Genomic DNA, 22,008 nt, shown 5'->3' on the forward strand with positions numbered 1-22,008 from the left:
AACAGACAAACACCGCCGCCGCCGCTTGTCCCACCCCCAATTAACCTCTAAGTCCGCACCCCATGCTGAGACGCCTATACGACTGGACCCTTGAGAAGGCAGGCCACAGGCACGCCGAACGCTGGCTTTTCGGGGTCAGCTTTGTGGAAAGCAGCTTTTTCCCCATTCCGCCCCATCCGCTGCTCGGCCTCATGTGCCTTGCCCAGCCGGACAAGGCGCTCCGCTTCGGCATCATCTGCACGCTGGCGTCGGTGCTGGGGGGGCTCTTCGGCTATGCCATCGGCTATCTGCTCTACGATACCGTCGGACAGGCCATGCTGACAGCTCTCGGCCTTGCCAAGGATTTCCCCAAGGCCGCCTGTTATCTGCGCGAATATGGCGCGGAGATCATCCTGATCAAAGGCGCGACGCCCATCCCATTCAAGCTCATCACCATCACCGCAGGCTTTATCGGGCTCAGCCTGTTCACCTTCATCTGGGCGAGCACCGTCTCCCGCGCCGCGCAATTCCTGCTCGTCGGCTTCCTGTTCTGGAAATATGGCAGGCCGATCAAGGCATTCCTTGAAAAATATCTGACGCTGATGAGCGCGGCCTTCCTGGTCCTCGTGGTCGGCGGTTTTTTCCTCGCCAGCGCCCTCAGCAACGGCCATTCCGACAGCGACCAGTGCAGCAAGGCGACCACCGTGGCCCGGCCTATCGCTTGAACCGGATTGTATTAGGTCGAGATTAGACGTCCTACCTGGCTTTATTTCCGTCGTCCCTGCGCAGGTAGGGACCCCGCTTCTCTTTAGCATGGCCAAAGAACAGCGGGGCCAATTTCAGGAAAATATCCTTAAAAATCAAATTCATTAAGTGTCAGCCTTGTCAAGTTGACCGTCCACCATTTCCCGGCTGAGCAGCGCCCTCTTCCGCTCCGTCCCATAAGCATATCCGCCAAGTCCGCCATCGCTGCGAACCGCCCTGTGGCAGGGGATGACGACGGCAATCTGGTTGTCCCCACAAGCGGAACCCGCCGCCCGGACAGCGCCCGGTCTGCCGGTCGCCGCGGCGATCTCGGCATAGGTTCGCGTTTCACCGGGCGGAATCGAACGGAGCGCCTGCCAGACCGCCTGTTGAAAGGCCGTTCCCCGCACGTCCACGGGCAGGCTGTCGGCCGGTCCGCCCTCATCGACGAGCGCCACTACGCATCTGGCAAGTTCGGTGAACGCTGGATCGGCCTCGCGAATGTCGGCCCTGGGAAAGCGGTTGCGCAAGGCAGCTTCATCTTCATCGAAGCTCACCCGGCAGAGCCCCTTGCCGGTCGCCGCGATCAGCATCGGGCCAAGGCGGCTTTCCGCCACCGTCCAACGGATGATTGTCCCTTCGCCGCCCTTCCTCCAGGCCGAGGGCGTCATCCCCAGCCGCTCGGCAGCATCCGCATAGGCGCGGCTCGGCGCAGCATAGCCGGCATCATAGATCGCATCCGTGACGCGCCCGCCGTCGGCCAGCGCCTGTTCCAACCGCTCAATCCGCAGCCGTCGCGCATAGGCGGCAGGGGTCACGCCCGTTTCCCGCTTGAACAGCCGGTGGAAATGATGGGGCGCATAGCCCACCTCTGCAGCGAGCGCTTCCAATGGCAGCACTTCTTCCGCCGAACCGATCAATTCCAGCGCCCGTCCTACCGCCCGCCGGTCCCGCCCCACTTCGTCGGGACGGCAGCGCAGGCAAGGCCGGTAACCTGCTGCCCGCGCAGCCTCCCCATCGGCAAAGAACTCGACATTCTCCCGCATGGGATGGCGCGCCGGGCAGCTCGGCTTGCAATAGATGCCCGTCGTCCTAACGGCGCCCACAAAGCGGCCGTCAAAGCTGCGGTCGCGCTGCTCAAAGGCCTTCCAGGCCCGCTCCGGATCAAGCCGGTCGATGATGGATAGATCGTTCATGATCTTGCTTTTAAGGCTTTAGCACTGATCCGCCTTCCCGTCTCTTGCGTTCAAAAGCCGGACAAGCCGCGATTGTCCGTTTACATCTTGCAACGAACGCATATTTTGCGCCGCATATGACGAAACTGCTCCGCCTTTTGTGCGCCATTGCCGGTCTTGTAGCGATGCCTTCGCTTCCGGCCCTGGCGGATACCCAGGATGTTGCCGCCGCAGCGCGCGGCGTGGTCCGGGTCATCCTGGTCGCTACCGATGGCGACAGCGCCTATTTTGTCGGCCATGGCAGCGGCGTAGCCGTGGCGCCGGACAAGATCCTGACCAACGCCCATGTCGTCGAACTCACCCGGGAAGAAAAATCGATCGTCATCGGCGTTATCCCTTCGGAGGGCCGCCGCAGCTATGGCGGCCGCGTGATCGCCTTTTCACCGGGCAATGACCTTGCACTCATTCAGCTCGATAATGGCCGCATCCCGCCCAACACCTTCTATTCGGGCGCGGTTTCCGACGGGCAGCCGGTGGTGGCGATCGGCTATCCGGGGACCGTCGACCGTGCCCAGGGCCTCAACCTCCAGGACATGATCGAGCCGCTGAGCCCGGTCAAATCCAGCGGCACCGTGTCAGGCGGCAGGAGCTCGCGGCAGTTCGATACGATCCTCCATACCGCACCCATGGCCAGCGGCAACAGCGGCGGCCCGTTGATCGATCTGTGCGGCCGGGTGCTTGGTATCAACAGCTTCGGCTCGCTCTCAGAAGGCACTGACGCGGAGTTCGGTTTTGCCATATCCAATCGGGAGGTCGCCTCTTTCCTTCGTCAGGCGGGGGTTCCCTTCGCCCGCACCAACGTCCCCTGCAAGTCGCCGGAACAGGCTCAGGAAGAGGAAAGCCGCCGGATTGCCGAGGAACAGGCCAGGCTGGCGTCGGAGCAGCGCGCCGCTGAGGACGCTGAACGGTCAGCCATGCTCTCGGCCCGTGACAAGGCCGAGCAACAAATCATCAGCGAGCGCGAAAATTACATGGCCATCGCCGCGATGCTGCTAGCACTGGCGGTGCTCGGCGCGGGCGGCTCAGTGCTCAAGCTCAATCAAGGCAAGCGCAGGCCAGGCGTGATTCTGGGCTCGGGCGCAGCTATCCTGCTCCTCGGCGCGATCGTGATCTTCATCGCCCGCCCCAGCTTCAGCAGCATTGACGACCGGGCAAAGCTCCTGTTGCCCGCCAACCACCACCGCAACGCCGATGCCTACCGCGCGGTCGGCAACAATATCTGCCGAATCGATGAGTCTCGCAGCCGCATAACCGTTTCGGACGTCAGCGACGTCAGCTTCAACTGGAGCGCCAATGGCTGCGTCAACCGCCGCACGCAGTTCGGCCAATATGGCACGAAATGGAGCCGGAGCTTCGTCGTTGAGGGCGACGCGACCGTTGATCTGCGCAGCTTTGACCCGGCAACCGGCACCTACACCGTCGAACGCTATCTTCCCGATGCCGCCACGCTGGAAAAGGCGCAGGAAATCCGCGGCCGCATTACCGCTGATCAGTGCACGCGCGATCCTTCGGTCTTGACGGGACTCGCCACCATGGAAAATGAAATGCGCGCCATTCTGCCGGGCCGCCCCAATGAACGGCTGGTCTATCACTGCCGCAAGGCCCCCGCCCCTCCGGCCACCGGATCGCCCTGACATTTTGCTCAATTTTGGCGGCGATCAAATCCTTGCCAAATGTTTGCCCAGCCCATCTTGCATAGCTGGCACTCCCCTGCTAACCGGCGCCCACATCAAATGGGGGGCGCCTCACCGCCTCCCCTTCTGTCATGACCGGCACTGGAGGATTTAGGGCGCGTGGACATTTCCGGCGGTATTCAGGCAAGCCTGGCGGGACGCTATGCACTCGCTCTGTTTGAGCTTGCCCGCGACAGCAAGCAGCTCGATTCGGTGGGGCAAAGCCTTGCCAAGGTAAAGGCGGCGCTTGAACAGTCCGAGGACTTCCGGGCGCTCACGACGAGCCCGCTCGTCAACCGCGATGCCGCAGCCGCCGCGATCAAGGCGGTGGGCGAATCGCTCATGGTCGATCCGCTGACGCAGAATTTCCTGGGCGTGCTCGCCGATAATCGCCGTTTGGCCCAGATCGGCGGCATCATCCGGGCGTTCACGCTGCTCGTCTCGAATCACAAGGGCGAGACGACGGCGGAAGTTACCTCCGCACACCCGCTCAATGACGATCAGGTGGCCGCTCTGGCCGCCCAGCTCAGAACCCGCGTCGGCCGCGACGTTGCCATCGAACTCAAGGTCGATCCCGAAATTCTCGGTGGCCTCAAGGTCAAGCTTGGCAGCCAACTGATCGACTCCTCCATCCGCACAAGACTCAACACCCTCGCGCAGGCGATGAAAGGCTGAACATGGATATCCGCGCCGCAGAAATCTCGAAGGTCATCAAGGACCAGATCGCCAATTTCGGTACTCAGGCCCAGGTTTCGGAAATCGGAACCGTGCTCAACGTCGGTGACGGTATTGCCCGCATCCACGGCCTCGACAATGTGCAGGCCGGTGAGATGGTGGAGTTCGCCAATGGCGTGCAGGGCATGGCGCTCAACCTTGAAGCCGACAATGTCGGCGTCGTGATCTTCGGCTCGGACGCTGAGATCAAGGAAGGCGACACCGTCAAGCGCACCGGCACCATCGTGGACGTTCCGGTCGGCAAGGGCCTGCTCGGCCGCGTGGTTGACGGCCTTGGCAACCCGATCGACGGCAAAGGCCCGATCCAGTACACCGAGCGCAAGCGCGTGGAAGTCAAGGCTCCGGGCATCATCCCCCGGAAGTCGGTGCATGAGCCGGTGCAGACCGGGCTCAAGGCCATCGACGCCCTGGTTCCGATCGGCCGTGGCCAGCGCGAGCTGATCATCGGCGACCGTCAGACCGGCAAGACCGCCGTCGCCATCGACACCTTCATCAACCAGAAGACCGTCAACCAGGGTTCGGACGAGAGCAAGAAGCTCTACTGCATCTATGTCGCCGTCGGCCAGAAGCGCTCGACCGTCGCGCAGATCGTCCGCCAACTCGAGGAAAATGGCGCGATGGAATATTCCATCGTCGTCGCCGCGACCGCTTCGGAGCCTGCTCCGCTGCAGTATCTGGCGCCCTATACCGGCGTCACCATGGGCGAATTCTTCCGCGACAACGGCATGCACGCCGTGATCGTTTATGACGATCTTTCCAAGCAGGCCGTGGCCTATCGCCAGATGTCGCTCCTGCTCCGCCGTCCTCCGGGCCGCGAAGCCTATCCCGGCGACGTGTTCTATCTTCACAGCCGCCTCCTCGAGCGCGCGGCGAAGATGAACGACTCCAATGGCGCCGGTTCGCTCACCGCCCTGCCGATCATCGAAACCCAGGCGGGCGACGTGTCGGCTTATATTCCGACCAACGTGATTTCGATCACCGACGGCCAAATCTTCCTTGAAACCGACCTGTTCTTCGCGGGCATCCGTCCGGCGATCAACGTCGGCCTGTCGGTGAGCCGCGTGGGTTCCGCCGCGCAGACCAAGGCGATGAAGAAGGTGTCCGGCTCGATCAAGCTGGAACTGGCACAGTACCGCGAAATGGCGGCTTTCGCCCAGTTCGGTTCGGATCTCGACGCTTCGACGCAGAAGCTGCTCAATCGTGGTGCCCGCCTTACTGAGCTGCTGAAGCAGGCCCAGTTCTCGCCGATGCCTTTCGAAGAGCAGACCGCGTCTATCTTCGCCGGCACCAACGGCTATCTGGACGGCATCCCGGTCGGCGACGTCACCCGCTATGAAGCACAGATGTTGAGCTATCTGCGCAGCGATCATGCGGGCGTGCTGACCGCGATCCGCGACGCCAAGGACCTGACCGACGACGCCAAGAAGGGCCTGGTCGCCGCTCTGGACGCGTTCGGAAAGACGTTTGCGTAATGAGCTATACGGTGTTCGCCACTATTCCGGTTAAGCCCGAACATCTGGACGATGCTCGGGAAGCCGTTGCGGCCATCGTGGCGCAAACGCGCGCGGAGCCGGGTTGCGAGCATTTCGAGCCCTATCGGGCGGCTGACGGATCGTCGAATCTATACATCTTCGAACGTTGGGCAAACCGCTCTGCGTTCGATTTCCACCATGCGCAGGATTACACTCAAGCTGTGTTCGAAAAATACAAAGTCTGGCTTCGCGAAGCCCCTGCGTTGGTAGAAGTGACGGAACTGAAGGACTGACATGGCTAGCCTCAAGGAACTCAAGGGCCGGATCGGGTCGGTGAAATCGACCCAGAAGATCACCAAGGCCAAGCAGATGGTCGCAGCGGCCAAGCTGCGCAAGGCGCAGGCGGCGGCGGAATCCGCGCGGCCCTATGCCTCACGGCTTGAGGCGGTGATGGCGAGCCTCGCCTCCAAAGTAACGGTGAGCGCGTCGAGCCCGAAGCTGCTCGCGGGAACCGGCAGCGATCAGGTCCACCTGCTCGTCGTCTGCAACTCCGATCGCGGCCTTGCCGGCGCGTTCAACTCCAACATCGTCAAGGCTGCCCGCATCAAGGCCGAAGAGCTGATCGCGGAAGGCAAGACGGTCAAATTCTTCCTGGTCGGCCGCAAGGGCCGCGCGGTCATCAACCGTCTCTTCCCCAAGCAGACCATTGCGCAGTTCGACACCACCGGCATCCGCGATGTCGGCTATGACGAAGCGCAGGAAATCGCTGCTCAGGTGATGGAGCTGTTCGAGAAGGGCAAGTTCGACGTCGCCCATCTCTTCTACTCGAAGTTCCGCTCCGCGCTGCTGCAGGAACCGACGGTTCGCCAGATCATCCCGGTCGCCATCCCCGCCGCCGCGGGCGAAGCCAGCTCGGCCGCGGTCGAATATGAGCCGGACGAAGAGGAAATCCTCTCGGCCCTGCTGCCGCGCAACGTCACCATCCAGATCTTCGGCGCACTGCTGGAAAATGCGGCGTCTGAACAGGGCGCTTCGATGACCGCCATGGACAATGCGACGCGCAATGCGGGCGACCTCATCAACAAGCTCACCATCCAGTATAACCGCTCGCGTCAGGCGGCGATCACCACCGAACTCGTTGAAATCATTTCAGGCGCGGAAGCGCTTTAAGGAATCGTAGGCAAGGAAACGAACATGGCAACCGAAGCACCCAAGGCGAAAGCACCCAGGAAGCCGGCCGCGAAGAAGGCCGTTGCGGAAGCCGCAGCGCCCGCAGCGACGCTGACCGCCTCCACCGGCACCAACAATGTCGGCCAGATCAGCCAGGTTATCGGCGCCGTCGTCGACGTGACCTTCCCGGATCGCCTGCCCTCCATTCTGGCCGCGCTGGAAACCAGCAATAACGGCCAGCGTCTTGTGCTCGAGGTTGCGCAGCATCTGGGTGAAAACACCGTCCGCACCATCGCCATGGACTCGACCGACGGCCTGACCCGTGGCCAGGAAGTCGTCGACACCGGCGCGCAGATCTCCGTGCCCGTCGGTCCCAAGACGCTCGGCCGCATCCTGAACGTCGTCGGTGAGCCGATCGACGAGCGTGGCCCCGTCGGCACCGAACTTCGCGCGCCGATCCACGCCAAGGCTCCCGAGTTCGTCGACCAGTCGACCGAAGCCAGCATCCTCGTCACCGGCATCAAGGTCATCGACCTTCTCGCCCCCTATGCAAAGGGCGGCAAGATCGGCCTGTTCGGCGGTGCGGGCGTGGGCAAGACCGTGCTCATCCAGGAACTCATCAACAACATCGCGAAGGGCCATGGCGGCACCTCCGTGTTCGCGGGCGTGGGTGAGCGGACCCGTGAGGGCAACGACCTTTACCACGAATTCCTCGACGCCGGCGTTATCGCCAAGGACGCCGACGGCAACGCGATCTCCGAAGGCTCCAAGGTGGCCCTGGTCTATGGCCAGATGAACGAACCGCCGGGCGCCCGCGCTCGCGTTGCTCTGTCGGGCCTCACCATCGCCGAATATTTCCGCGACCAGGAAGGCCAGGACGTGCTCTTCTTCGTGGACAACATCTTCCGTTTCACTCAGGCAGGTTCGGAAGTGTCCGCGCTTCTCGGCCGTATTCCTTCGGCCGTGGGCTATCAGCCGACGCTTGCCACCGACATGGGTGCGCTGCAGGAGCGCATCACCTCCACCAACAAGGGCTCGATCACCTCGGTGCAGGCGATTTACGTGCCTGCTGACGACTTGACCGACCCGGCGCCGGCCACGTCCTTCGCGCACCTTGACGCCACGACCGTGCTTAACCGCGCCATTTCCGAGCTGGGCATCTATCCGGCGGTTGACCCGCTCGACTCGACCAGCCGCGTTCTGGAGCCGCGGGTCGTTGGCCAGGAGCATTATGAAACCGCCCGTGCGGTGCAGTCGACGCTGCAGAAGTACAAGTCGCTGCAGGACATCATCGCCATTCTGGGCATGGACGAGCTTTCCGAAGAGGACAAGCTGACCGTCGCCCGCGCGCGCAAGATCCAGCGCTTCCTGTCGCAGCCCTTCCACGTCGCCGAAGTCTTCACCGGCATCCCCGGCAAGTTCGTGGCTGTCGAGGACACCATCAAGTCGTTCAAGGCCGTGGTCGAGGGCGAATATGACCATCTGCCCGAAGCAGCCTTCTACATGGTCGGCGGCATCAACGAAGCGATCGAAAAGGCCGCAAAGCTGGCTGCCGAAGCGGCGTAATCACCCTCCCCCTCCCCTTCAGGGGAGGGGGCCGGGGGGTGGGGCCTATCAGAACGGCCGCGCCCTCCCCCACCCCAACCCCTCCCCTGAAGGGGAGGGGCTAGGAAATAGTAAAATGGCCCTGCATTTCGAACTCGTAACCCCGGCAAAACTCGTCCGCTCAGACGAAGTCTATATGGTCGTCGTCCCCGGCGCAGAGGGCGACTTCGGCGTGCTGGAGGGCCATGCTCCCTTCATGTCCACGATCCGCGACGGCGCGGTCCAGGTCTTCGCGAGCGCCAACGCCGCGCCGGAGACGATCATGATCGAAGGCGGCTTTGCGGAAGTGAACGAAAAGGGCCTGACGGTCCTCGCCGAAAAAATCGACGAGTAAGAGTCGTCACGCCCTCTCCAGAGGGAGAGGGATACGCAGACTTGGGCCGACGCAGTCGGTCCTAGTCGAAGTTGGGAGAGGGGTTCCGCGCCCCTTGTTAAGGCACAACCCCTCACCAACTCCGGCTAGGCTGCACGCAGCCAAGCCTTCTTATCCTCTCCCCATGGGAGAGGGAAATTGGCCACTCCTTTCGCCATATCGATCATAGCCCCCACCACCCCGCTTGACTTTCCCCTGCCCGCCTTTATGAGCGTCAGCGGGCCACGCTGCCCCAACGCAGCGCGTGCTCTCTGTGAGGAGAGATACAGATATGACTGACGTTACCCGCGCCGCGGAAGCCGCTTTGCTTCCCGCAAAACCCACCACAAAGCCTGCCCGCCCGTTTTTCTCGTCGGGTCCGTGCGCCAAGCCTCCGGGCTGGTCCGCCGAAAAGCTCGCCAGCGAATCGCTGGGCCGTTCGCACCGTTCGAAGCTCGGCAAGACTCGGCTGCAATATTGCATCGACCTGATGCGCGAGTTGCTCCGCCTGCCCGAAACGCACCGCATCGGCATCGTGCCGGGCTCCGACACGGGCGCCTTTGAAATGGCGATGTGGACGATGCTGGGCGCCCGCCCGGTCACCACGCTCGCATGGGAAAGCTTTGGCGAAGGCTGGGTGACGGACGTCGCCAAGCAGCTCAAGCTCGATCCCACCGTCATTCGTGCCGACTATGGCCAGCTTCCCGACCTGAACGCGGTGGATTGGTCGAACGACGTGCTGTTCACTTGGAACGGCACCACATCGGGCGTGCGCGTGCCCAATGCCGACTGGATTCCCGACAATCGCGAGGGCCTGTCCTTCGCCGACGCGACCAGCGCGGTGTTCGCCTATGAGATCGACTGGACCAAGATCGACGTCGCCACTTTCTCCTGGCAGAAAGTGCTGGGCGGCGAAGGTGCGCATGGCGTGCTGATCCTTGGCCCTCGCGCAGTCGAACGGCTGGAAACCTATACGCCCGCATGGCCGCTTCCAAAGGTGTTCCGCCTCATCTCCAAGGGCAAGCTCGCCGAGGGCGTGTTCAAGGGCGAGACCATCAACACTCCGTCGATGTTGGCCGTAGAGGACGCGATTTTCGCCCTTGAGTGGGGCAAGTCACTTGGTGGCCCCGATGGCCTCATCGCCCGCAGCGACGCCAATGCAGCCGCACTGGACAAGATCGTTGCCGAGCGCGACTGGCTCGGCCATCTCGCCACGGATCCCGCCACGCGGTCGAAGACCAGCGTCTGCCTGACGGTTCAGGGCGCTGACGAAGCCTTTATTAAGAGCTTCGCCGCGCTGCTGGAGAAGGAAGGCGCAGCTTATGACATCGCGGGCTATCGCGATGCCCCTGCTGGCCTGCGCATCTGGTGCGGCGCGACGGTTGATGCAGCCGACATCGAGGCGCTCGGCCCCTGGCTCGACTGGGCCTGGGCGGCGTCACGCGGCTAATAGCCCTCTCCCCTTCAAGGGAGAGGGTTGGGAGAGGGGCCTGTAAGCCGGTTCCTGCCCGACCCTCCTTCCCCTCTCCCCGGCCCTCTCCCCTGAAGGGGAGAGGGAGAGATAAGGAAACTTAAATGCCCAAAGTTCTCATTTCCGACCAGATGGATCCCAAGGCCGCCGAAATCTTTCGTGCGCGCGGAGTCGAGGTTGACGAAATTACCGGTCTTTCCAAGGACGAGCTGATCAAGATCATCGGCCAATATGACGGCCTCGCCATCCGTTCGGCGACCAAGGTCACCAAGGAAGTGCTCGATGCCGCGACCAATCTGAAGGTCGTTGGCCGGGCAGGCATTGGCGTCGACAATGTCGACATTCCCTATGCCTCGTCCAAGGGCGTCGTTGTCATGAACACGCCCTTTGGGAACTCTATCACCACTGCCGAACATGCCATTGCGCTGATGTTCGCCCTCGCCCGCCAGCTACCCGAAGCCGACGCCTCCACACAGGCGGGCAAATGGGAAAAGAACCGCTTCATGGGCGTGGAACTCACCTCCAAGACCTTGGGCCTGATCGGCGCCGGCAATATCGGTTCGATCGTCGCCGACCGCGCGCTTGGCCTGAAGATGAAGGTCGTCGCCTACGACCCCTTCCTGACGCCCGAGCGCGCGATCGAAATGGGCGTGGAGAAGGTGACGCTGGACGAACTGCTCGCCCGGGCCGATTTCATCACGCTTCACACGCCGCTGACCGAACAGACCCGCAATATTCTGTCGCGCGAAAATCTTGCCAAGACCAAGGAGGGCGTGCGGATCATCAACTGCGCGCGCGGCGGTCTGATCGATGAAGCCGCACTCAAGGAAGGGCTCGACAGCGGCCATATTGCAGGCGCGGCGCTTGACGTGTTCGTGACCGAGCCCGCCAAGGAAAGCCCGCTCTTCGGCACCTCCAATTTCGTCTCCACCCCCCATCTTGGTGCGTCGACAAGCGAGGCGCAGGTCAATGTGGCGATCCAGGTGGCCGAACAACTCGCCGACTATCTGGTCTCCGGCGGCGTCACGAACGCGCTCAACATGCCGAGCCTGTCAGCCGAGGAAGCCCCGAAGCTGCGCCCCTATATGGAACTTGCGGAAAAGCTTGGCGCGCTGGTAGGCCAGCTTGAAGGCGAGGACATCAAGGGCCTTTCCATCGAAACCGAAGGCCATGCCGCTGAACTCAACCAGAAGCCGATCGTGGCGGCGGTACTGGCCGGGCTGATGCGCGTCTATTCCGACACCGTGAACATGGTGAACGCTCCCTATCTCGCCAAGGAGCGTGGCCTTGACGTGCGCGAAGTCCGTCATGACCGCGAAGGCGACTATCAGACGCTGCTCCGCGTCACCGTTACCACCGCCAAGGGCGAGCATTCGGTGGCCGGAACGCTCTTCGGCCACAAGGCGCCGCGCCTCGTTGAACTGTTCGGCATCAAGGTGGAAGCTGATCTTAAAGGCACGATGCTCTACATCGTCAATGAGGACGTGCCGGGCTTCATCGGCCGTGTCGGCACGACGCTCGGAACGGCGCAGGTCAATATCGGCACCTTCCACCTTGGCCGCCGCAACATGGGCGGAGAAGCGATCCTGTTGCTGTCGGTCGATCAGGATGTGCCGGAACCCGTCATGTGGGAAATCTGCCGTCTGGAAGGCGTGAAGACGGTAAAGCAGCTCCGATTCCTCTGAACCAGGAAAAGGCGATATTGTCGTCATTCCCGCGAACGCAGGAATGACGGACTTGCAAGCAGCCGAAATGCCGGTCCGCTAATCCGCACTGGATTGGCGGACCGTTTTCGCTAAAGGGAGGGAGACATGACCAAGATTCCACCAGGCTTGCTCCCTGAAGGGCTGAGCGACCGTCTGCCTCCCGAGGCGGAGGCGGCGGCGCAGCTTGTGCGGCATGTGCTCGATACCGTTTCGAGCCATGGCTATCAGCGGGTCATGCCGCCACTCGCGGAGTTCGAGCAGAACCTGGTCTCCCGCCTGCAATCCGCCCGCGCGCAGGATCTTTTGCGCGTGGTCGATCCGCTTTCGCAGCGGATGATGGCGCTCCGCCCCGACATGACCGCGCAAGTCGGCCGCATCGCCGCCACCCGCCTCGCCAATGCAGCCCGGCCGCTGCGGCTCTGCTATGGTGGTCCGGTCATCAAGCTCCGTGCCAACCAGCTCCGGCCGGAACGGGAAATGATGCAGGTCGGCGCAGAGCTGATCGGCACGGACAGCGTGGCGGCAGCCGTCGAGATCGTCACCGTCGCCATCGAGGCTCTGCAGGTGGCGGGCCTTTCGGGCATAACCGTCGACTTCACCCTGCCCGACCTGATCGACACATTGGCGGCTCAGGAATTCCCGCTGACGGCGGATGAAATCCCCGCCGTCCGCGCCGCCCTGGACGCAAAGGATGCGGGCGCGCTTGTGGGCCTGGGCTCCGGTCCCGCCACCTATCTTCCCCTCATCGAGGCGACGGGCCCCTTTCACGCCGCGATGGACAAGCTGGACGCTCTGGACGCGGTCGGCGCGCTCAAGAGCCGGACGGAAGCCCTGCGCGCCATCGCCAAGCCGATCAGCTGGGACATCACTCTGACGCTGGACCCGACTGAGCGCCACGGCTTCGAATATCAGACCTGGTTCGGCTTCTCCCTGTTCGCCGAGGGCTTTGTCGGGGAAGTCGGCCGCGGCGGGACCTATATGATCACGCACCCCGACGGCCAGGAAGAACCCGCCATCGGCTTTTCGCTCTATCCCGATCCCTTGATCGACGCCGGCTTTGCCCGCGAGGAAAGCATGCGGCTGTTCCTGCCGCTTGGCCATGACGCGTCCAAGGCGGCTGAATTGCGCAGGGAAGGATGGCGGACCGTCGCTGCCCTTTCGGCCAGTGACAACGGCGCCGCGCTGGGCTGTACCCATGTCCTTCAGGGTCAGCGGCCGGTACCGCTCAAGGGCTGAAACCCTACGGCACCGCCGTGGCCAGGAATTGATCCACCAGTTCCGTCGCCCTGTCCCCCTCATCGCCCAAATGGCGGTTGAGCCGCATATGATCGCTGTTCGGGATCATGTCGATCGTCACCTTGGTCCCGGCCTTTCGCAGCAGCGCCGCCAATCCCCTGGATTGTGCGATGGTGCTCGGATTGTTCACATGCAGGAGGAGGAAAGGCCCGGCATTGGGCCTGGCCGCGTGACTCACCGGCGAAAGCCGCATCTGCCTTGCCACATCCCCGCCAAAGGCAATGCTCCGCAAACGCTGCATGTCCGCATTGCCGACACCAAGCTGGGAAGGCACATGATAGGCGGCACCGTCCAGAAGCACGACGCCAGCAATCGCCTTCATCGATAGCCCTGCATTCTTCAGATAAACAGGATCAGTAGCGACCAGCGCCGCCAGATGCGCACCCGCACTATGACCCATCAGGATGATCCTGCCCTTGTTTATACCAAGCGGGCGGGACTGAGCGCGCAGCCATGCGATCGCGCTTGCCACATCAGCCACCTGCTGCTCCACCGTGGCCTGCGGAACCAGGCGATAGTTCATCGAGGCAAAGGCATAGCCCATCTGTCCATAATGCGCGGCCTTCTGAAGCGCATCATGCTCCTTGTCACCCTGGGACCAGCCCCCGCCATGGATATAGAGAATGACCGGCGCGCTTTTGCCCCGTCCTCGCCAGAGGTCCAGCTTTTGACTGGCGTCCGCGCCATATTCATATTCCTGGGCCGGCGGCTCCTTCTCCTCCCATGCCGCGGGCACTGCCGCCGCCAGGGAAAAGATGATCGGAGCGAGGAGTCGCACGGGCATGGCTCCATTTTCAGGCCTGAAACCTTATTTAGCAAAGGCAAACTGAACGGTGGCTTGCCTCCCGGAGCGAAGACGCTAAAGACGGCCCTGTTTGCCGCAAAGGATTCCTGAAATTGGCCAATGTTACGGTTATCGGCGCCCAGTGGGGCGATGAGGGCAAGGGCAAGATTGTCGACTGGCTGGCGGAACGCGCCGACTGCGTCGTTCGCTTCCAGGGTGGCCATAATGCCGGGCACACGCTGGTGGTCGGCAACAACACCTATAAGCTGGCGCTGCTGCCATCCGGCGTGGTGCGTGGCACCCTTTCGGTCATCGGCAACGGGGTCGTATTCGATCCCTGGCATTTCCGTGACGAAGTGCAGAAGATCGCCGGCCAGGGAATCACGATTACACCGGAGGTTCTGCATGTCGCCGAGACCGCGCCACTGATCCTGCCGATCCACCGCGATCTGGACGCGATGCGGGAGGATGCGAGCGGCGCTGGCAAGATCGGGACGACCCGCCGGGGCATCGGTCCCGCTTATGAGGACAAGGTCGGCCGTCGCGCGATCCGCATCTGCGACCTTGCTCATCTCCAAGACCTCGGACCGCAACTGGATCGTCTGTGCGCGCACCATGATGCCCTGCGCGCCGGGTTCGGCGAACCGCCGGTCGACCGCGAAGCGCTGATGGAACAGCTCAAGGACATTGCCGATTTCGTCCTGCCCTATGCCAAGCCGGTCTGGGTGACCCTCAATGAGGCGCGCAAGCGGGGCGACCGTATCCTGTTCGAAGGCGCCCAGGGCGTCCTGCTGGATGTCGATCACGGCACCTATCCGTTCGTGACCTCCTCCAACACGGTGGCGGGCACCGCATCCTCGGGCTCCGGGCTTGGACCGCGCGGCGTGGGTTTCGTGCTCGGCATCGTCAAAGCCTATACCACGCGCGTCGGATCGGGCCCTTTCCCGACCGAACAGGACAATGAGATTGGGGAACTGCTCGGCACGCGGGGCCATGAATTTGGGGTCAACACAGGCCGCAAGCGCCGGTGCGGCTGGTTCGATGCCGTTCTGGTGCGCCAGTCGGCGGCAGTCAGCGGCATCACTGGCATCGCCCTTACCAAGCTCGATATCCTGGACGGGATGAAGGAGATCAAGATCTGCACCGGCTACAAGCTGGACGGAAAGGTCTATGACTATCTGCCCCCGCATCCCAATGATCAGGCACGGGTGGAACCGATTTACGAAAGCATCGAAGGCTGGAACGAAACCACCGCGGGCGCGCGGAGCTGGGCGGAACTTCCCGCGCAGGCGATAAAATATATCCGCCGCATCGAGGAACTGATCCAGTGTCCGGTGACTTTGGTGTCCACTTCTCCGCAGCGGGACGACACCATATTGGTACATGATCCGTTCGCCGATTAAGGTAAGTTGCTGGATTTCTTCTTGCCCGAAATGGAGTTTCATCCCATCTCTGGCGCATGACATCCAGAGAAGCCACCAGCCTATTACCGCGCAACATGGTGGAGGAAGCCAACCCTATTCCGAGAGCGGTGGCGGACTGGCTTCATGTCCTGGCCTTCGGAGCAATAGGATGGCCGTGGCTTTTGCGCAGCCTGTCGGGGGGACGGAAAAAGGACAAGGCCGCCCTGCTGGAACGGCTGGACCTGCCAAAGGACGCATTGCCGCACCTTGGTAGCTGGAAGGCCGACACGGCGCTGCTGCGGCTGATCGTTGACGTTATCGAAACCCGTCAGCCCAGGAATGTAGTCGAGCTCGGTTCGGGAGCATCCAGTCTGGTAACCGCCCGCGCCCTGCAACTTTTCGGCGGCGGCTCCTTGCATAGCTATGACCAGCATGGGGATTTCGTCGAAGCGACGAAAGACTGGCTTGGCGAGCACAGCCTCACCGCCGATATGCATCATGCGCCGCTCGTCCCCTCCCCCGGCGATTGGCCGGGCTATTGGTATCAGCTCTCGGCTCTGCCGGAAGCCATCGACATGCTGATCATCGACGGTCCGCCCTGGTCGGTTCACCCCTTTGTCCGCGGCGCCGCGGAAGTCCTGTTCTACCGGATCGCGCCCGGCGGCGTCATCCTGCTGGACGATGCAGCCCGCCCCGGCGAGCGGGTGGTGGCCCGGCGCTGGCGGCGTAAATGGCCCAATTTCTCCTTCGATCTGGTGAAAGACGGGACCAAGGGCACGTTGGTCGGCCGCCGTCTTTATTAATGATTATCGCAAAAATGCGCTAAGATTTTCGTCATTCCCACGAAGCCGGCAATCCATTTTCCGGCGTAAAATCAAGCGGACGGCCCAGGAGATGGATCCCCGCCTGCGCGGGGATGACGGTAAAAGGTCTTTCGCAACGGCCTCTTTGACGTCACCGTACCCTAAACCTCCGGCAGCCGCGCCATCCTTTCTCCATCAGAAATGGGCGGTGCGGGATGTTCGTCCTTTTCCCCCGCCGCGATCACCGTGGCAGCCACAAGGTCACCAGTGACGTTCAGCGTCGTGCGGCACATGTCCAGGAAACGGTCCACACCCAGCACCAGCCCGATCCCCTCTGGCGGGACGCCAACCATGCCCAGGATCAGCGCCACCACGGGCAATGATCCTGCAGGCACGCCCGCTGTGCCGATCCCGCCCAAAATGCAGACCAGCATCACCATCAGTTGCTGGCCCGCCGTCAGATCGACACCAAAGAACTGCGCCAGAAAGATGACGGTGACGCCCTCGAACATGGCCGTGCCGTTCTGATTGGCGGTAGCGCCAATGGTCAGCACAAAGCGCGACACTTTCGGGGGCAGCTTCAACTGCGTGTCAGCGACGCGGAGCGAAGTCGGAAGGGTGGCATTGGACGAGGCCGTGGCAAAGGCCATGACAACTGCCTCCTGCACCTCCTTGAAGAAAGCCAGGGGCGATTTCTTCGCCAGCACCACCAGCAAGGCCGAGAACACCAGAAACATCTGGATGCCAAGCGCCAGCAGCACGACGCCCACATAGGCCGAAAGCCGCACCAGCAGGTCCCAGCCGAACAGCGCGGCCAGATTGAACATGAAACAGGCGATGGCGAGCGGCGCCATGCGGATGACGATCCCGATCAGCCGCATCGCAATTTCAAAGACGCCCTCGATCATATCCTTGAGCGCACGGCTGTTGGGCGTCTGCACCAGCACCAGCCCGATCCCGAAGAAAAGAGCGAAGAACATGACCGCCAATATGTCATTGGCACTCATAGCCGCGACGACATTGGACGGCACGATGTTGACCAGCGCCTCGATGCCGGTCGGGCTTTCTCCCGAACGCTCAAGGATCGCCTTTGCGCCGTCCCCCGCATTGGCGAGCAGTTGCCGCGCTATAGCCGGATCGACGCCCTGGCCCGGCTGCAGAAGATTGACGGCGAGCAGGCTGACCGCCACGGCGATGCTGGACACGACCAGGGTGTAGATCAGTGTCCGGATGCCCACTCGCCGCAAGGACCGGATTTCTCCCATCTCCGCTATCCCGATCACCAGCGCGGAAAAGAGCAGCGGGATCACAAGCATGAACAGCAGGCGCAGGAAGATCTGGCCAATAGGTTCAGTCACATAGGTGGTGACCGTGCCAACCCATTCTGCATCCCTGGCGCCTATATGGACGATCAGTCCCAGGACCAGCCCGGTAAGGAAACCGATCAGCATTTGCCATTGCAGGGAAATGCCCTTTTTGTCTGTTGCTGAGGTGCTGGCGGCCATCAACGCATCTCCCCTTCATCCGCCACGCTCCTGCGGAAGCAGGACCTTCGTGAAGCTTCCAGAATATCGTCATCCCCGCTTTCGCGGGAATGACCTTTCCACTTATGCAAAGATGCCTCGAGGGCAGCAGCGCCACTCCTTACCCGCACTGTGCCCGGTGGAGCAGCTTCTGATCGGCCAACACAAGCGCCATCATGGCTTCGACAACCGGCACGCCGCGTATCCCGACACAGGGGTCATGACGGCCCTTCGTCCTGATCTCGCTTTCCTGCCCTTCGCGGCTGATGGTTTCGACTGGAATGAGGATCGAGCTGGTGGGCTTGAACGCCACCCGCACTTTGACGGGCTGGCCCGTGGAAATACCCCCGGCGATTCCCCCCGCATGGTTGGCGGCAAAGACCGGTCCATTTTCGCCCGGCCTCATCGGATCGGCATTTTCCTCGCCCCGCAGACGCGCCGCGGCAAAGCCATCGCCAATCTCAACGCCTTTTACGGCGTTGATGCTCATGCAGGCAGCGGCAAGTTCGCTGTCCAGCTTGGCATAAAGCGGGGCGCCCCAGCCTGCGGGCACGCCGGTCGCCATACATTCCACGACTGCGCCCAGCGACGAACCATCCTTCCGCGCCGCATCGACCAGCTTTTCCCAGCGGGCGGCGGCCTTCGCGTCCGGGCAGAAAAAGGGATTGTTCCCGATCTCTGCCTCATCGAAATTCGCAAAATCAATGGGATCGCCGCCAATCTCGGTAACATAGCCGAGGATCTGCACTTCCGGGATCACCAGCCGCGCCACGGCACCTGCGGCCACGCGGCTTGCGGTTTCCCGCGCGCTTGAACGGCCGCCGCCGCGATAGTCGCGGAAACCATATTTGGCGTCATAGGCATAATCGGCATGGCCGGGGCGATAGGCTTTGGCGACTTCGGAATAGTCCTTGGAGCGCTGGTCCACATTCTCAATCATCAGGCTGATCGGCGTTCCGGTGGTCTTCCCTTCGAATACCCCCGAAAGGATACGCACCTGATCCGGCTCCTGCCGCTGCGTGGTGAAGCGCGATGTGCCGGGCCGGCGCTTGTCGAGCCAGGGCTGAATGTCGGTTTCGCTCAGCGCCAGACCCGGAGGGCAGCCGTCCACGACCGCGCCGATGGCGGGGCCATGGCTCTCTCCCCAGGTGGAAAAGCGAAAAACGCGGCCGAAGATGTTAAAGGACATTCATTATCCCGTTCGTGTCGAGCGAAGTCGAGACACGTCCCTCGACTATGCTAGGGACGAACGGACTTCGGATTTCATTTTTCCAGCGCGATGTCCGGTGCATCCTCTGCCTTCATGCCGACGACATTGTAGCCCGCATCGACATGGTGGATCTCACCCGTAACGCCGCTTGCGAGGTCGGACAGCAGGTAGAGCCCGGCGCCCCCAACATCCTCAATGGTGACATTGCGGCGCAGCGGGGAATTATACTCGTTCCATTTCATGATGTAGCGGAAATCGCCGATGCCCGATGCCGCCAGCGTCTTGATGGGGCCCGCTGAAACGGCGTTCACCCTTATCTTCTCCGGCCCAAGGTCCACCGCGAGATATTTGACGGAGGTTTCCAGTGCGGCCTTGGCGACGCCCATCACATTATAGTGAGGAATGACTTTTTCAGCGCCATAATAGCTCAAGGTCAGCAGGCTTCCGCCCTCCGGCATCATTGCCCTTGCCCGCTTCGCCACAGCGACGAAGCTGTAGGCGGAGATGTTCATGGTCAGCAGGAAATTTTCGAGGCTGGTGTCCACATATTTGCCGCGCAGCTCGTTCTTGTCGGAAAAGCCGATGGCGTGCACCACGAAATCGATCGTCGGCCAGCGCTCGGCAATCGTGTCGAAAGCGCGATCCAGCGCCCCCATGTCGGATACATCGCATTCCACCAGGAAATCGTCGGACCCGAGTTCGGCGGCCAGCGGACGCACGCGCTTTTCCAATGCCTCCCCCTGGTAGGAGAAAGCGAGCTGCGCGCCTTGCGCGGCCAATTGCCGCGAAATTCCCCAGGCCAGCGACTTGTCATTGGCCAAGCCCATGATCAGACCGCGCTTACCCGCCATCAAGCCCGTCATTCCGTCGAAACCTCCCGATCTTTCGCCTGTGCCATCGCTGCTTCTGCCTCCGCCTCCTCCTGCGGAAATTCGGCAAGGGCCGCGTTTAGCTCCGCGCCAATTACCACGCCCAGCCCAATGACAAAGAAAAAAATGAGCACAATCATCACGCCCGCAAGACTGCCATAGGTGAGGTCATAACCGCCAAGCAGCGAAAGCGTTGGCGGCAGCAGCATTGTCGTCCCATACCACCAGACTGCGGTCAGCACGGCTCCGGGCCATTTCGGGAACTGCTTGGGTTTGTACGCCCGCGGAGTGAGCGAGAGGAACAGGAAATAGAGCGCCCCGCCCACCACCAGCATGGGGAGCAGCTTGGTCGCCGTGACGATCGCAATGGCCTGGTCCGCGAAGGGGAACAGTGTCCGCATGATTTGTTCGACACCGACCAGCATCACTTGAATGCTGAAGGCGAACATGACCGCGAACACGGAAAGCACAGTGATGCCGATGGCCCCCAGACGGTATTCCCAAAATGCCCGGCCGCCTTTGGTGCCATAGGCCCGCCGCAATATGTCGCGCAGCGTTTCGATCAGGCTGCCCGTCGTCCACAGGCCGACAATGGCGCCGAACCAGAGGAGATTGCCGGTGCGGGCCGTCAGCGCTTCGATGATCGGGGGACGCAGCACATCAGCGACGCTCGGCGGGACGGTTTGCAGGAAGGCGCCGACGCTGGCCATACCGTCCGCCGTCCGGCCGAATATCTTGGCGATCGCGACGGCGACTATGAAAAAGGGAAATACCGTCATCAAGGAAAGGTAGGCGAGGTTTCCGGCATGAATGAAGCCGTCATTATAGACGCCGACCGCCACCCGTTTCAGCACTTCGAAGGGATAGGAGCCGGGTCTGGGAATGGCCTTCCTCACCCGCATCCGCACTTCTTGCAACCGCTTCCGGCGGGCTTCGGGCGATTGCGGGGAGGAATTGGCCATCAGGATGTCCCGCCTAAAGCTATCATTTTCCTGCAAAAGCAGGAGCGAGGTTCAAACCCCCAAACTCGCGCGCACGTTGCGCGGGTCCCTCCAGCCTTCAAGAAAAGTTTTGAGCCGCGCATCGTCGGCGGGCACATCCACGATCAGCGTGACAAGCTGGTCGCCGCGGACACCTTGACGATCATGAAACCCCTTGCCCTTCAGGCGCAGCGTCTTTCCTGACGAACTGCCGCCCGGAACGCCCAGCATCACGGGGCCGTCCACCGTTGGCACCTTCACCTTGCCGCCATGAACCGCCTCATCCAGCGTGATCGGCAGGTCAAGCCGCACATTATGGCCTTCCCGCTTGAAGAAGGGGTGTGGCCGCACCTCAATGGTGATGATCGCATCACCCGCGCCTGCTGGGCCCGGCTGTCCCTTGCCCGACAGCCGCATCTGTGTGCCGTCCTCCACTCCGTTGGGGAGCTTCAGATCAATGGTCTTGCCGTCCTGCAGGGTGATGCGCTGCGGAGCGAGCTTTGCCGCATCGACGAAATCCACGGCCAGCCGATAAGCTACATTGGCACCCTTCTGTGGCGGAGCCTGCCGCCCGAAGCCGGCAAAGCCGCCACCCCCGCGGCGGCCACCGCCGAAAAGACCCTCAAAGATGTCGCCGAAGTCCGCGCCATCCGTATTGAACTCGAAATTGCCTCCGCCCGGACCGGACGAAGACCGGAAGCCGCCGCCGCGCCCGCCGCCAAAGCCGAAGGGTGCAGTGGGATTGCCATCCGCGTCGATCTCTCCCCGATCGAACTGGGCCCGCTTGTCCTTGTCGGTCAGCAGGTCATAGGCATGGGTGACAGAGGCGAATTTCTCCGCAGCGTTGGGGTTGTCCGCGTTGCGATCGGGATGCAGCTCCTTGGCGAGCTTGCGATAGGCCTTCTTGATATCGGCCTCGCTCGCATTCCGCGCCACCCCCAATGTCGTGTATGGATCAGCCATTTATTGCCTTTATGCGTAGGAATATTTCGTTCGGG

General features: G+C 62.2%; 20 protein-coding genes. 13 read left to right on the top strand and 7 right to left on the bottom strand.

Going from position 1 to position 22,008, the window contains the following annotated elements; genetic code table 11:
- Positions 1–62 precede the first annotated feature (62 nt).
- Positions 63–704 carry a YqaA family protein gene (locus tag VJS46_RS12515; protein ID WP_324060390.1) on the top strand — a complete coding sequence of 214 codons (642 nt, stop codon included), beginning with the start codon at positions 63–65 and terminating at the stop codon, positions 702–704.
- A gap of 144 nt (positions 705–848) precedes the next feature.
- Here VJS46_RS12515 and ada read toward each other — a convergent pair whose 3' ends face one another.
- Entirely contained in the window at positions 849–1,919 is a 1,071-nt protein-coding gene (gene ada, locus VJS46_RS12520) for a bifunctional DNA-binding transcriptional regulator/O6-methylguanine-DNA methyltransferase Ada (RefSeq protein WP_324060391.1), read from the bottom strand.
- Positions 1,920–2,035: 116 nt separating this feature from the next.
- Here ada and VJS46_RS12525 point away from each other — a divergent pair, with 116 nt between their 5' ends.
- The 10 genes from VJS46_RS12525 (at position 2,036) to VJS46_RS12570 (ending at position 13,378) form a co-directional block, all read left to right on the top strand.
- A complete protein-coding gene (locus tag VJS46_RS12525) occupies positions 2,036–3,592 on the top strand; it encodes a trypsin-like peptidase domain-containing protein (RefSeq protein ID WP_324060392.1) in 1,557 nt (518 codons plus the stop codon).
- A 159-nt stretch (positions 3,593–3,751) separates the two neighbouring features.
- The gene (locus VJS46_RS12530; RefSeq protein WP_324060393.1) at positions 3,752–4,306 is read left to right on the top strand and encodes a F0F1 ATP synthase subunit delta; all 555 of its coding nucleotides are present in this window, start codon (positions 3,752–3,754) and stop codon (positions 4,304–4,306) included.
- Between the two features lie 2 nt (positions 4,307–4,308).
- Complete coding sequence (atpA, locus tag VJS46_RS12535) at positions 4,309–5,838, top strand: F0F1 ATP synthase subunit alpha (RefSeq protein ID WP_324060394.1); 1,530 nt, start codon at positions 4,309–4,311, stop codon at positions 5,836–5,838.
- Positions 5,838–6,131 carry a putative quinol monooxygenase gene (locus VJS46_RS12540; protein WP_324060395.1) on the top strand — a complete coding sequence of 98 codons (294 nt, stop codon included), beginning with the start codon at positions 5,838–5,840 and terminating at the stop codon, positions 6,129–6,131. Before atpA ends, VJS46_RS12540 begins: the two co-directional genes overlap by 1 nt.
- A 1-nt stretch (position 6,132) precedes the next feature.
- The gene (locus VJS46_RS12545) at positions 6,133–7,008 is read left to right on the top strand and encodes a F0F1 ATP synthase subunit gamma (protein WP_324060396.1); all 876 of its coding nucleotides are present in this window, start codon (positions 6,133–6,135) and stop codon (positions 7,006–7,008) included.
- 24 nt (positions 7,009–7,032) lie between these two features.
- Positions 7,033–8,574: a F0F1 ATP synthase subunit beta gene (gene atpD, locus VJS46_RS12550; RefSeq protein WP_324060397.1), complete on the top strand. Its 1,542-nt coding sequence runs from the start codon at positions 7,033–7,035 to the stop codon at positions 8,572–8,574.
- A 115-nt stretch (positions 8,575–8,689) separates the two neighbouring features.
- Positions 8,690–8,947, top strand: coding sequence for an ATP synthase F1 subunit epsilon (locus tag VJS46_RS12555; protein WP_324060398.1), 258 nt, complete (start codon positions 8,690–8,692; stop codon positions 8,945–8,947).
- A 310-nt stretch (positions 8,948–9,257) separates the two neighbouring features.
- On the top strand, positions 9,258–10,415 hold the full coding sequence (locus VJS46_RS12560) for a phosphoserine transaminase (RefSeq protein WP_324060399.1): 1,158 nt from the start codon (positions 9,258–9,260) through the stop codon (positions 10,413–10,415).
- Between the two features lie 125 nt (positions 10,416–10,540).
- Positions 10,541–12,121, top strand: coding sequence for a phosphoglycerate dehydrogenase (gene serA, locus VJS46_RS12565; RefSeq protein ID WP_324060400.1), 1,581 nt, complete (start codon positions 10,541–10,543; stop codon positions 12,119–12,121).
- A 126-nt stretch (positions 12,122–12,247) separates the two neighbouring features.
- Positions 12,248–13,378, top strand: coding sequence for an ATP phosphoribosyltransferase regulatory subunit (locus tag VJS46_RS12570; RefSeq protein WP_324060401.1), 1,131 nt, complete (start codon positions 12,248–12,250; stop codon positions 13,376–13,378).
- A gap of 4 nt (positions 13,379–13,382) precedes the next feature.
- On the opposite strand, the gene VJS46_RS12575 is transcribed toward VJS46_RS12570, so the two are convergent.
- Positions 13,383–14,222 (bottom strand): alpha/beta hydrolase, encoded by an 840-nt coding sequence (locus tag VJS46_RS12575; RefSeq protein WP_324060402.1) that lies wholly within the window; start codon positions 14,220–14,222, stop codon positions 13,383–13,385.
- Positions 14,223–14,335: 113 nt separating this feature from the next.
- Here VJS46_RS12575 and VJS46_RS12580 point away from each other — a divergent pair, with 113 nt between their 5' ends.
- Both VJS46_RS12580 and VJS46_RS12585 read left to right on the top strand, forming a co-directional pair.
- Positions 14,336–15,625 carry an adenylosuccinate synthase gene (locus tag VJS46_RS12580; RefSeq protein ID WP_324060403.1) on the top strand — a complete coding sequence of 430 codons (1,290 nt, stop codon included), beginning with the start codon at positions 14,336–14,338 and terminating at the stop codon, positions 15,623–15,625.
- Between the two features lie 56 nt (positions 15,626–15,681).
- Positions 15,682–16,428, top strand: a complete 747-nt coding sequence (locus VJS46_RS12585) for a class I SAM-dependent methyltransferase (RefSeq protein WP_324060404.1) — start codon at positions 15,682–15,684, stop codon at positions 16,426–16,428.
- A 161-nt stretch (positions 16,429–16,589) separates the two neighbouring features.
- Here the strand turns inward: VJS46_RS12585 and VJS46_RS12590 are convergent, their stop codons facing one another.
- The 5 genes from VJS46_RS12590 to VJS46_RS12610 form a co-directional block, all read right to left on the bottom strand.
- Positions 16,590–17,933, bottom strand: coding sequence for a dicarboxylate/amino acid:cation symporter (locus VJS46_RS12590; RefSeq protein ID WP_324060405.1), 1,344 nt, complete (start codon positions 17,931–17,933; stop codon positions 16,590–16,592).
- Positions 17,934–18,072: 139 nt separating this feature from the next.
- Entirely contained in the window at positions 18,073–19,140 is a 1,068-nt protein-coding gene (gene aroC / locus VJS46_RS12595; protein WP_324060406.1) for a chorismate synthase, read from the bottom strand.
- Between the two features lie 74 nt (positions 19,141–19,214).
- Complete coding sequence (gene fabI / locus VJS46_RS12600) at positions 19,215–20,024, bottom strand: enoyl-ACP reductase FabI (RefSeq protein WP_324060407.1); 810 nt, start codon at positions 20,022–20,024, stop codon at positions 19,215–19,217.
- Positions 20,021–20,992, bottom strand: coding sequence for a YihY/virulence factor BrkB family protein (locus VJS46_RS12605; RefSeq protein WP_324060408.1), 972 nt, complete (start codon positions 20,990–20,992; stop codon positions 20,021–20,023). The genes fabI and VJS46_RS12605 overlap by 4 nt, the downstream gene beginning before the upstream one ends.
- A 51-nt stretch (positions 20,993–21,043) precedes the next feature.
- A complete protein-coding gene (locus VJS46_RS12610; protein ID WP_324060409.1) occupies positions 21,044–21,973 on the bottom strand; it encodes a J domain-containing protein in 930 nt (309 codons plus the stop codon).
- Between the last annotated feature and the right edge of the window lie 35 nt (positions 21,974–22,008).

Origin of the sequence: Rhizorhapis sp. (genome assembly GCF_035276005.1) — a bacterium.
In the GTDB taxonomy this organism is placed as follows: Bacteria; Pseudomonadota; Alphaproteobacteria; order Sphingomonadales; family Sphingomonadaceae; genus Rhizorhapis.

What these genes read in the sequence shown, in the direction of transcription:
- VJS46_RS12610 (WP_324060409.1), bottom strand. Translation starts at nt 21,973, where the DNA reads ATGGCTGATCCATACACGACATTGGGGGTGGCGCGGAATGCGAGCGAG.
- ada (WP_324060391.1), bottom strand. Translation starts at nt 1,919, where the DNA reads ATGAACGATCTATCCATCATCGACCGGCTTGATCCGGAGCGGGCCTGG.
- atpA (WP_324060394.1), top strand. Translation starts at nt 4,309, where the DNA reads ATGGATATCCGCGCCGCAGAAATCTCGAAGGTCATCAAGGACCAGATC.
- VJS46_RS12525 (WP_324060392.1), top strand. Translation starts at nt 2,036, where the DNA reads ATGACGAAACTGCTCCGCCTTTTGTGCGCCATTGCCGGTCTTGTAGCG.
- VJS46_RS12575 (WP_324060402.1), bottom strand. Translation starts at nt 14,222, where the DNA reads ATGCCCGTGCGACTCCTCGCTCCGATCATCTTTTCCCTGGCGGCGGCA.
- VJS46_RS12515 (WP_324060390.1), top strand. Translation starts at nt 63, where the DNA reads ATGCTGAGACGCCTATACGACTGGACCCTTGAGAAGGCAGGCCACAGG.
- atpD (WP_324060397.1), top strand. Translation starts at nt 7,033, where the DNA reads ATGGCAACCGAAGCACCCAAGGCGAAAGCACCCAGGAAGCCGGCCGCG.
- VJS46_RS12545 (WP_324060396.1), top strand. Translation starts at nt 6,133, where the DNA reads ATGGCTAGCCTCAAGGAACTCAAGGGCCGGATCGGGTCGGTGAAATCG.
- VJS46_RS12555 (WP_324060398.1), top strand. Translation starts at nt 8,690, where the DNA reads ATGGCCCTGCATTTCGAACTCGTAACCCCGGCAAAACTCGTCCGCTCA.
- VJS46_RS12585 (WP_324060404.1), top strand. Translation starts at nt 15,682, where the DNA reads ATGACATCCAGAGAAGCCACCAGCCTATTACCGCGCAACATGGTGGAG.
- fabI (WP_324060407.1), bottom strand. Translation starts at nt 20,024, where the DNA reads ATGACGGGCTTGATGGCGGGTAAGCGCGGTCTGATCATGGGCTTGGCC.
- serA (WP_324060400.1), top strand. Translation starts at nt 10,541, where the DNA reads ATGCCCAAAGTTCTCATTTCCGACCAGATGGATCCCAAGGCCGCCGAA.
- VJS46_RS12570 (WP_324060401.1), top strand. Translation starts at nt 12,248, where the DNA reads ATGACCAAGATTCCACCAGGCTTGCTCCCTGAAGGGCTGAGCGACCGT.
- VJS46_RS12560 (WP_324060399.1), top strand. Translation starts at nt 9,258, where the DNA reads ATGACTGACGTTACCCGCGCCGCGGAAGCCGCTTTGCTTCCCGCAAAA.
- VJS46_RS12540 (WP_324060395.1), top strand. Translation starts at nt 5,838, where the DNA reads ATGAGCTATACGGTGTTCGCCACTATTCCGGTTAAGCCCGAACATCTG.
- VJS46_RS12590 (WP_324060405.1), bottom strand. Translation starts at nt 17,933, where the DNA reads ATGGCCGCCAGCACCTCAGCAACAGACAAAAAGGGCATTTCCCTGCAA.
- VJS46_RS12605 (WP_324060408.1), bottom strand. Translation starts at nt 20,992, where the DNA reads ATGGCCAATTCCTCCCCGCAATCGCCCGAAGCCCGCCGGAAGCGGTTG.
- aroC (WP_324060406.1), bottom strand. Translation starts at nt 19,140, where the DNA reads ATGTCCTTTAACATCTTCGGCCGCGTTTTTCGCTTTTCCACCTGGGGA.